The organism is Methylacidiphilum sp. Yel, assembly GCF_004421185.1.
Taxonomy (GTDB): Bacteria; Verrucomicrobiota; Verrucomicrobiia; order Methylacidiphilales; family Methylacidiphilaceae; genus Methylacidiphilum.
The window spans coordinates 1-9,217 of record NZ_LXQB01000071.1; the positions used below are offsets into that span (position 1 = coordinate 1).

Below are 9,217 nucleotides of genomic sequence, written 5' to 3' on the forward strand. Positions count from 1 at the left end.
TGGAGATGAACAGCTAAGTGAGGCCGATGAGAGTGTCAGGGTCTATCAAAACCTCAACACCCTCATCGGAGAGCTTGCCCTGGCTAAATCTGGTCAGTTATCTCCAGGAATCCCCTGCCTTTTAGGCATGGGGAGGATGTCAAGTAGTCTAAGTGACGGAAAGTTATCCTTTGGCCACTGCAAGCTCTTTTCTCTGGGGATGCCCATGGAATGACTCAATAAAAGCCAACTTCTCTTATGTATAGGGAAATGGCGGACAGGGTGGGATTCGAACCCACGAGGGAGGGAAACTCCCTAACGGTTTTCAAGACCGTCCCAATCAACCACTCTGGCACCTGTCCCTATTCAGGCATAAATGCTTCAAGGCTATCTTACTGAACCACTAGGCTAAAGGCAATAGCTATTAGAGTGACACTCCCCTATATTCCCTAAAGAGGATGAGCTTCTAACCACCTCTCTCCCGTTCTCATAGCCTTTTTTCTAAATGGTGTTTGATGCTTGTGCCTAAAGCTACAGAGCGTTGGCCTCTCTCTGGCTTACTACTTATCCCAAAGACTTCGTAGGAATAGACAGCTGATGCGTTTGAGAAAATATACCTCCTGATTATCAGCGATAGGCTGCCATGTTGCTCATGCCAGTTGCCTACCCCTTCGTAAAGATTACGAAATGTCACTGGAAGGTACTCAGTAGCAAGAAAAAGAACCCCTACAAGCAAGGCTACACTTCACTGGGGGTTGCCTCCACCATTATGCGCCTTGGTAAGAGCCTTTGAGCATGTGCCTTATTTCTCTTCCGTACCGCTTTCTAAAAGGTTATGGCAATGGGCCTCCAAAAAAAGGTTGTAAGAGCACAAGCGCATCATGCCATTTATTAGGGCTATCTAGGATAACAATTATGAGTTTTTTATCTTTTCTTTGGCACAACCCAACGAAAGTATTTCTGGATTCAGGGGTCCAACCAGTTTTTCCAGCTACCATACCCTGATAAAGATCGAGCAGTTTATTGGTCGACATAAGGTATTGAATGGGTTTACCATCCACAGTCAATAGTTCATAATTGACAGAAGCAGCGATTTTTACAAGGTCTGGGACAGCCAAAAAAGCTTCAAAAATTTTCCTCAAATCGTTTGCGCAGGTCATGTGACCTGGATAAGAAATCCCGTGAGGATTCTGAAAATGGGTGTGTAAACATCCTAGAGTTCTTGCTTTTTTATTCATCTCATCGACAAAGGCCATGACAGTCCCACCGGAATGCCTAGCCAAAGCCATGGCTGCTTCATTGCTCGAAGCAAGAAGCATGGCATAGAGGAGACTTTTGACCGAGTATTTTTCTCCAGGCAGAAAGCGAACCACAGGACATTCCGATAGACCGAGGTCTCCAGGCTGTATTGTAACAGTCCCTTCCAGTTTGGTCTTTTCGTAGGTAATGAGTGCTGTCATGATTTTTGTGGTGCTCGCCGGATAATACTGGGAGTCGGCATCGCGACTAAACAGATCTTTTTTTTGGTCCATATCCCATACAAGGGCTGCTCTGGCCTGCAGATTCTTTTCAATAAAGTTAGCTTCTTCACCCATAGCTGATCGAAGCAGCGGAATTGCCCAAAAAAGGATATAAAGCAATAGCTTCTGATTCAGTCTATTCTTGTTTTTCATGGTTTTAGATCTTCTCTATGATTTTTGTGCTAATTTTTTCCCAATCCATCTCATTTGGCGTATACAACAAATGGCTTATACACTTCTTCTGACAATCCGTCGAGCCAAATCCTGGCAACGGGGCCCTAAAACCATAAAAATGGATCAATCCTTGGCTCAACAAGCATTCTAGAAAGGGAGTTAAACGCTCATACAAGCAGATAGCTACAAAACAGGCCTGAGGAGTCAAAAGATCAATATGCCAATGAACGGTTTTAAAAACTGACATATGTCTAGAAAGACGGCTGCGTAAGCCACCATTCCCCCTGGCCGAACCACAATAACAATACCATCCTTCAGCTATCAGCCTTTTGGTTTGTTTAAAAAAAATGGTTGTTTTGCTTAAAAAGAAAATAAGCAGATAGGATCCCTTTCTAGCTGGTATATCAGTTAGAGAAAAAGAAGTAGAAAAAGGGATAAATCTTTCTTTTTGAGAGCTCATCTTTCTTTGTGATAATTGTTTTACAAATACCATTTTTTCCTTTTTTTTATCTTTTTGAATGCTAAAACTAATCCCATAAAAAGACCTAATTGGAACGAAATTTTTAGCATTTTAGGCTACATAATTCTTTTTACTGGAGTAGCTTACTTAACCTTACATGGAAGCTGCACTCCATTTAAATTTTGAGATGGCAGTTGGATATGGTAGTCTTTTCTCTTTTGCCTGCATCTTGTAAAAAAGCTTTAATTTTTCTTTTAGCCATGACGGCCTTTCCTACTCTTCCAACTGCTTACTCCAAAAGTGTTAAAGATGCGATGAAAGAATATATAGAAGCAGTGAGAAACAAAAAGGAATCCAAAATCATTCATTTTTTTCCCAAAAATCCACCCGCCCTCGTTCTTATATATACTCAAGGGAATCTTTCTAACCAAAATTTCCAATGGAGAATCGATCAACAAAAAATCGAAAAGGATTTCAAATCTAAAGGTCCATTGTTTCATCTTTTTTTTGATGAAACAAAAAAGACGAACCGATCTTTTTACAGAACAAAAATGGAAGGACCCACCTATAATGAACTTTTTGATTCGGCTCATGCTGAAGCACTAAGCTATCGGGATCTTCTTAAGAAAGAAACTAAAGGCAAGTGGAAAAAGAAAGATAAAAGCTTTTTTTTACAAAGTCCAAAAGTCTGCGACTATGTGCGTTGGAAAAAGAAAGGAGGAAAATGGATTTTAGAAGAAGTGGCCATCACGGCTCCTTAAAACTTTGGTCAACAGTTCTAGCAAAAAAAATTATCTGAATTTCGAAAAATATCCTGGTTGTTGTTTTTCTACTCCGGGAAAAATGCTAAAGGGATTTATTGGTAACCATTTAGCAGCAAGCAACCATTGCAACTCAAGAGAATTATGAAAATCTTGTCTTGTTTTTTTCTTTGATTTCATCAAAAAGAAGCAGATAAATGGTTTGGCTTGATAATCGTTTGGTTGTCCGAATATATTCGTCGCGAAATTAAGAATGCACTTTTAGAAAATTCCGGTTATGGATAGGGCTTCGAAGAGAAAATTCGTCATTTTTTTCTTTTTATGGAAAAGGCTACCTTTAGCGCCTTGTTTCTCTTCAATCTCGAGCCAGATGCTTATCTATCCAAAAAAAACAATTCACTACTAAGGATGATTTTCTATGATATCCTTTGGTTTTTTGATGCTTGCACTGATCCTTTTGATACATGGAATCTATCGGATCAGCCTTGTGTTCAGACTATTCCTAGGGTCCAATGCAGAGAAAAAAAAGCAGGAAGATCTACTCTCTACCGATTCTTATCCAGAAGTAACGATCCAGCTTCCGATTTATAATGAAAAATCGGTAGTAGAACGCTTGCTGTATGCGGTATGTGCTATCGATTACCCAAAAGAGAAAATGGAAATTCAAATTATAGACGACTCTACTGATGAAACGACTGCCCTCGTTTCGGGGCTAGTCGCTGATTTTAAAAAAAAGGGTTTTGACATTCAACATCTCCAAAGAGGAACAAGAGCGGGTTATAAGGCAGGCGGCTTACAATATGGACTGGAAAGAGCAAAAGGCGAGTTTATAGCCATTTTCGATGCGGATTTTATTCCTCCTCCATCTTTTCTTAAAAATACGCTTCCTTATTTTTCCTCTTCAAAAATTGGCATGGTTCAAGCTAGATGGGGCTATTTAAATCGCGATTCCAATCTGCTTACCCGCTGTCAGGCATTGTTTCTTGATGGACATTTTCTTTTGGAACAACCCATTCGGTACAAACAAAACCTTTTTTTCAATTTTAATGGAACTGCTGGGGTCTGGAGAAAACAATGCATTATTGATGCTGGAGGATGGGAAGGAGACACTCTAACCGAAGATTTAGATCTCAGTTATCGAGCACAATTTAAAGGATGGAAATTTGTTTATACTCAAAAAATGGTTGTTCCAAGCGAACTCCCCTCTCCTATCGTCGCTTTTAGAACCCAACAACATCGGTGGGCCAAAGGAGCAATTCAAACCGCAAAAAAACATCTTCTTTCTTTACTGCGTGGCTCTTTTCCAACAACTTCCAAAATTGAAGGTTTATTTCACTTACTTGCCCATTCTATCCATCCTATCGTTGCCCTTCTGGTTATTCTAAATGCCGTTACTTTTTTCTCTGCTCCTCAAGAAAAATCCTCAGTCCAAGTATTTGCCGGAATCCTTTTCTCTGTGATTTCTCTTTTTTACATTTCCTATCTGTCTGTCATTCTGATCTTAAGTAAGAAGTTCGAACTTAGCACGCTCTTTATTTTGCCTTTTTCTATGGCGATGGCTCTAGGTATGACTTTTGCCAATACGAAGTCTGTCATCGACGGCTTATTTGGGAAAAACAATATATTTGTCCGCACCCCCAAAAATGGTTCTTATAACCCCCAAAAACCCATATACAAAGTCGAACATAGTCTAACCCTTCCCCTGTTGGAAACATTGGCTGCTACTGTGTTTAGTATAGCGCTCTATCAGGCTTTTCAGAAGCATCTCTGGGTATCTATTCCCACTCTTTTCCTTCATACCATGGGATTTGGTTATGTAGGAATTGCCACTCTCTATTCCATCATCAAAATGAAAAAGATACCTAGTAACCACTAAGTCTAACAGGAACTATAAAAAAAGAAGGGAACCTTTCATTCCTTCTTCAAGAGGAGGCTATTATTTTATCAATAAAAAATGCTCCTATGTTTTCTACTGAACTGGCATGAAAGAGCTCTCCTTGTTTGTTTAAAATTCCATATCCTTGTCCATAGGCGGGACCATTGAGAACGCAATAATCTGATCCAGACCGTTCGATCTGTTGTTTTCCTTTTTTATAGAGAGTCTCGTAATTGCCACTGACTTCGTATTTCCAACCCGTAAGAAGGGCTTTTGGAAAAATTGCTCGAAAATTTTCGAGCAATTTCCTAGCCGGAACAATCCGCATCCAATATTCTCTATCAGTGGCTATTTTGGTTTTCATTGCCTCTTTTCCATGCTGATCAACGATTTCTTTGACTTGAAAATCACAAAGAGCAGCCGCATGAAAGACAGCCTTAAAGCAATGTTCTTGAGCTAGCCCTTTGATGGTATCCCATAGTCCATCGTTAGTATCGAAAGAATAGAGCTTAAAGGGAGGATTCTGCAGTCGGACTGTAGATAAACTGCCAAGCACACAGATCACTTCAAAGCCAGAAAGGGAAAAAAAGGAGGATAATTGAATGCCAAGCCTACCAGTGGAAAAATTTGTTATCCTTCGGACCTCGTCGATTGGTTCAAAGCTTGGACCGCAGGTGATCAATATCTTCATTGCTTTTCTTCTCTTCTCAACTTGAACCACCCCATACTATTTTTTATTCGAACGAACAAATCTATTGCTTCTTTGAGAATATCTCAATTAATTGTTTAGCTATGGAACAATTACTTATGGCAAGAAAACCCTCCTGGCTCAGGGCAAAAATTCCCGGGGGAGCTGCGTATAACGAAATCCGTAATATAGTCAGTTTTTACCATCTTCATACAGTTTGTGAAAGTGCGCTTTGTCCAAATATCGGAGAATGTTGGGGCAGGAAAACGGCAACCCTGATGATTCTGGGTGATAGATGCACGCGCAGCTGTCGGTTCTGTGCAGTAACTACGGCTAAGCCCTTAGGGGTAGATCCCGAGGAGCCTAAAAACGTTGCTCTGGCCATCCAAGCAATGGGACTGAAATATGCTGTCATCACCTCTGTGGCCCGAGACGATCTAAAAGATGGTGGAGCGGACATATGGGCCAAAACCATTAGAGAAGTCAGGGCTTTGAACCCTCATACAAAGATTGAAGTCCTTATTCCAGATTTCAGGGGAAATAGGGAAAGCCTAAGGAAGGTGCTCGAGGCAAAACCCGATGTTTTGAACCACAACGTAGAAACTGTCCCAAGGTTACAAAAACTGGTTCGGCCCCAAGCGCGATACGACCGATCCCTAGAAGTTCTTAGAACATCAGCAAAAGAAGGCTTTCTAACGAAAACCGGATTGATGCTTGGAATTGGAGAAACAGAAAAGGAAATAGAAAGCTCCCTATTGGAACTTAGACAGGTTGGCGTTCAAATTCTTACTTTGGGACAATACTTACGGCCTTCAAAAAATCATCTTCCAATCGACAGATGGGTTAGTCCTGAAGAATTCCAAAGCTGGAAAGAATATGGATTAAAAATTGGATTTAGCCATGTGGAATCTGGTCCTTTAGTCCGTAGTTCTTATCATGCCGATGAACACTTGAAGCCTCAGTGATACTCTCCTGTCCCCTTAAGGGGATGGGTTCTTACCACATCTTGCAGTTTGTCGATTCTTTCTATAAGAAAAAACGCACCATTTCCCAGTGTAGCACCTCATGCTTGCGACTGAAGCTAGACTACGCTGGCCCCTTGCCAGGCTTCGACTACGGCAAAGACCACTTGTCCAAAAGCGATGGGAGGAGGCATGTTCCCTCCGCTCACGATAGCCTTTAAGGCCACATTTCTTGTGCTAGCCATTCCAACCTACAGGCTTATGAAGGTGTCCACTTACGACACATTGCAGAGTGTTAGGCCTAAGGTGGGTTTCCACTTCTGGCTTTGGAGAAGGACATCGACTGTATTATTCCGTATCAGTGCCACCTTAATTGATGGGAGCCATCATCGTCTGCCTACTAAGAAAATTGATGTCGAGGAAGTTATGTAAGCACCGTTTGGCTCGTCTTAAAAAAGCATGCTAAAGGAGAGAAGATTGGGAAACAGGCGTATACCCTGTGGATACAAAAGAAAAAGTATCTCAGCAGAGATTATCTGCCAAGAGATACAGGAATGCCAAGGCAAATAGGCGATTTTATCCCCTCCCCAGAACGGAATAGATATTGGTGCTGCTCCAGAAAACTTTGAGTACAAAAGCTTGCGAAAGACTAGCCATGCATTAAAATGGTAAAAATATTTAACAAAAAAAATGGCATTTGGTTGTGAAAATTTCTAAGACACTTCTTTTCTATCTTTTTTTTCTATTGCCAACTTCTCTTCTAGCGATTGACTCCTTTACGACCGTTCTCATTGACCCTGGACATGGTGGTATTGACAATGGTGGGAGCAGTGGAAGAAAAGCGCCTTATTATTTGATGGAAAAAGAATTGACTCTTGATATAGCTCGAAGACTTGCCAACGTACTGAGAAGAATGGGATTTAGAGTCATCATGACAAGAACGGATGATCGTTTTGTCGATCTAGATGAAAGGGTGAGAATCGCTAATGAACTTGGAAAACGAGCGATTTTAGTGAGTATTCATTGTGATGCCTTGTCCAATCGTAAGTTAAGAGGTATAAAAACCTACTTCTGGCATGCCAATAGTTATGGATTGGCCACCAGAATCCAAAGAAGTCTTGTGAAAATGACTGGGGCAAAGGATCTTGGTGTGATTCGACGCAGGCTTCGACTAACTCGTAATCCTACTATCCCTTCGGTACTTTGTGAATGTGGCTTTATGACCAATCCATTTGAAAACAAGCTTTTGGCTAGTCCTTCTTATAGACAGACCCTGGCGATAGCCCTTGCCAAAGGGATCAATGAAGAAAAGCGGCTTGGTGACTTTGGGATTAGCTCTGTACCTGAAATTTGGGCACCTCTTTCTAGGCCCACTGATGCCCATCGTCATGTCTATCACAAAAAAACCAAGAAAAGGAAGCAACTGAAAAAGATTGAAGCTCTCTTAGGAATCAAAAGCTTCCATAGTTAAAAAAAACTTTTTCTCCAAACCACTTTCTGTTAAAAACGCATTTTGCAAGCTTTTATGAAGGGGTCTTTAAGGGAGTTGGGCTATTTCCTTTATTATTTTTTCTTTTTCTTTGGTAGTGGTTCTTTTCTTCTTTCAAAACCCATCTATGTCCTTTCTGAACTACAAATCCAGAAAGCCGCTTCCTATTCAAGAGCACATAACCATTTATCCCTTCTTATCATTAAAAATGGTCAAGTCCTTCACGAAGAATATGCTCCGGGGAACAGTCCTTATCTTCGGCACCGAATATTCAGTGGAACAAAAGGCTTTTGGGGCGTTATTGCCATGAAGGCCTTGGAAGAAAGGCTTCTTTCCTTACAAGAACCTGTAGCTTCAACAATAGAAGAATGGGGCAATGGCAACCATAATGATCCAAGAAAAAAAATAACAATTTATGATCTTTTGCATTTTACTGATGGCATAGAGCCTGCCTTCTATCTACATAACGATGGATTTTTGAATAGGAATCTTCATGCCCTCCTTTTAAAACCAGTAAGAGCACCGGGGACCGTTTTTACATACGGCCCCAGTCATTTACAGATTTTTTGCGAGATCCTCAATCGTAAACTAAGGCAAAAGGGGATGACTACTTGTAGATATATCGAAGAAAAATTATTATTCCCACTGGGTATTCAACAAGTCGAATTTAAGAAAGATGGTCATGGCAATCCTCTTTTAGCCGCAGGCTTTAGGTTGACTTCAAGGGAATGGGCAAGATTTGGCGAATTGATTCTCCAGAAAGGCTGGTATGGAGGGAAAAATATTATCTCTTGGCCCTATTTAAAAGAATGCTTTCAAGGTAGTTCAGTAAACCCTCTTTACGGGATTGGATTCTGGGTAAATACTCTAGCGCCTTATGGAAGAGAAATAGACGTGGAACAGGAACTAAGCAAACCTTGGGAAAAAGAAAACTGGCAAAGAGGCAGTCTTTGTAACGATGCGCCTAGCGATCTTATTGAATCGATTGGTTCAGCCAATCAAAGATTATTCGTTATTCCTTCCATGAACTTAATTATTGTCAGACAGTCGCATGGTGGTGGTTTTTCAGACAGGACTTTTTTAAAACTTCTTTTTGGAAAAATCAATTAACTATTCTCTATTCGCCAAAAGCCTTTTCCTCCAGTTGCCTGCAATGCAAAATTGCTTTGAAACTGAAAGGATAAGTAGGTCTTGGGACCTGTCCTATTTGCTGGGTTGGTCGCAAACCTTTTCTTCAATCATTCTTTCTTACCATCCATCGCCGTAATGCCCCTGCCTTCAGGCATGGGGATATAAGGCGATAAATTA

General features: G+C 40.8%; 10 protein-coding genes and 1 tRNA gene. 6 read left to right on the forward strand and 5 right to left on the reverse strand.

The window, feature by feature from the left end:
- The coding region (locus A7Q09_RS10570; protein ID WP_166791975.1) for a hypothetical protein at nucleotides 1–214 on the forward strand (214 nt) is incomplete at its 5' end.
- A 36-nt stretch (nucleotides 215–250) separates the two neighbouring features.
- Here the strand turns inward: A7Q09_RS10570 and A7Q09_RS09345 are convergent.
- From A7Q09_RS09345 to A7Q09_RS09355, 3 genes are all read right to left on the reverse strand, one after another.
- Nucleotides 251–341 (reverse strand) — tRNA-Ser (locus A7Q09_RS09345).
- Between the two features lie 471 nt (nucleotides 342–812).
- A complete protein-coding gene (locus A7Q09_RS09350) occupies nucleotides 813–1,652 on the reverse strand; it encodes a D-alanyl-D-alanine carboxypeptidase family protein (RefSeq protein WP_134391188.1) in 840 nt (279 codons plus the stop codon).
- 4 nt (nucleotides 1,653–1,656) lie between these two features.
- Nucleotides 1,657–2,166 carry a GIY-YIG nuclease family protein gene (locus A7Q09_RS09355; protein WP_134391189.1) on the reverse strand — a complete coding sequence of 170 codons (510 nt, stop codon included), beginning with the start codon at nucleotides 2,164–2,166 and terminating at the stop codon, nucleotides 1,657–1,659.
- Nucleotides 2,167–2,333: 167 nt separating this feature from the next.
- On the opposite strand from A7Q09_RS09355, the gene A7Q09_RS09360 reads away from it, so the two are divergent.
- Nucleotides 2,334–2,894: a hypothetical protein gene (locus A7Q09_RS09360; protein WP_134391190.1), complete on the forward strand. Its 561-nt coding sequence runs from the start codon at nucleotides 2,334–2,336 to the stop codon at nucleotides 2,892–2,894.
- Nucleotides 2,895–3,312: 418 nt separating this feature from the next.
- Complete coding sequence (locus A7Q09_RS09365; protein ID WP_134391191.1) at nucleotides 3,313–4,770, forward strand: cellulose synthase family protein; 1,458 nt, start codon at nucleotides 3,313–3,315, stop codon at nucleotides 4,768–4,770.
- A 46-nt stretch (nucleotides 4,771–4,816) separates the two neighbouring features.
- Here the strand turns inward: A7Q09_RS09365 and A7Q09_RS09370 are convergent, their stop codons facing one another.
- Nucleotides 4,817–5,461, reverse strand: coding sequence for a phosphopantothenoylcysteine decarboxylase (locus A7Q09_RS09370; protein ID WP_134391192.1), 645 nt, complete (start codon nucleotides 5,459–5,461; stop codon nucleotides 4,817–4,819).
- A gap of 101 nt (nucleotides 5,462–5,562) precedes the next feature.
- Between A7Q09_RS09370 and lipA the strand changes: the two genes are divergently transcribed.
- Nucleotides 5,563–6,423, forward strand: a complete 861-nt coding sequence (gene lipA / locus A7Q09_RS09375; protein ID WP_134391193.1) for a lipoyl synthase — start codon at nucleotides 5,563–5,565, stop codon at nucleotides 6,421–6,423.
- A gap of 116 nt (nucleotides 6,424–6,539) precedes the next feature.
- Here the strand turns inward: lipA and A7Q09_RS11155 are convergent, their stop codons facing one another.
- Entirely contained in the window at nucleotides 6,540–6,665 is a 126-nt protein-coding gene (locus tag A7Q09_RS11155) for a hypothetical protein (RefSeq protein WP_279636293.1), read from the reverse strand.
- Between the two features lie 458 nt (nucleotides 6,666–7,123).
- Here A7Q09_RS11155 and A7Q09_RS09380 point away from each other — a divergent pair, with 458 nt between their 5' ends.
- Together A7Q09_RS09380 and A7Q09_RS09385 are read left to right on the forward strand one after the other, a co-directional pair.
- A complete protein-coding gene (locus A7Q09_RS09380; protein ID WP_134391194.1) occupies nucleotides 7,124–7,891 on the forward strand; it encodes an N-acetylmuramoyl-L-alanine amidase in 768 nt (255 codons plus the stop codon).
- Between the two features lie 54 nt (nucleotides 7,892–7,945).
- Nucleotides 7,946–9,019: a serine hydrolase gene (locus A7Q09_RS09385; RefSeq protein WP_134391195.1), complete on the forward strand. Its 1,074-nt coding sequence runs from the start codon at nucleotides 7,946–7,948 to the stop codon at nucleotides 9,017–9,019.
- The last annotated feature ends 198 nt before the right edge of the window (nucleotides 9,020–9,217 follow it).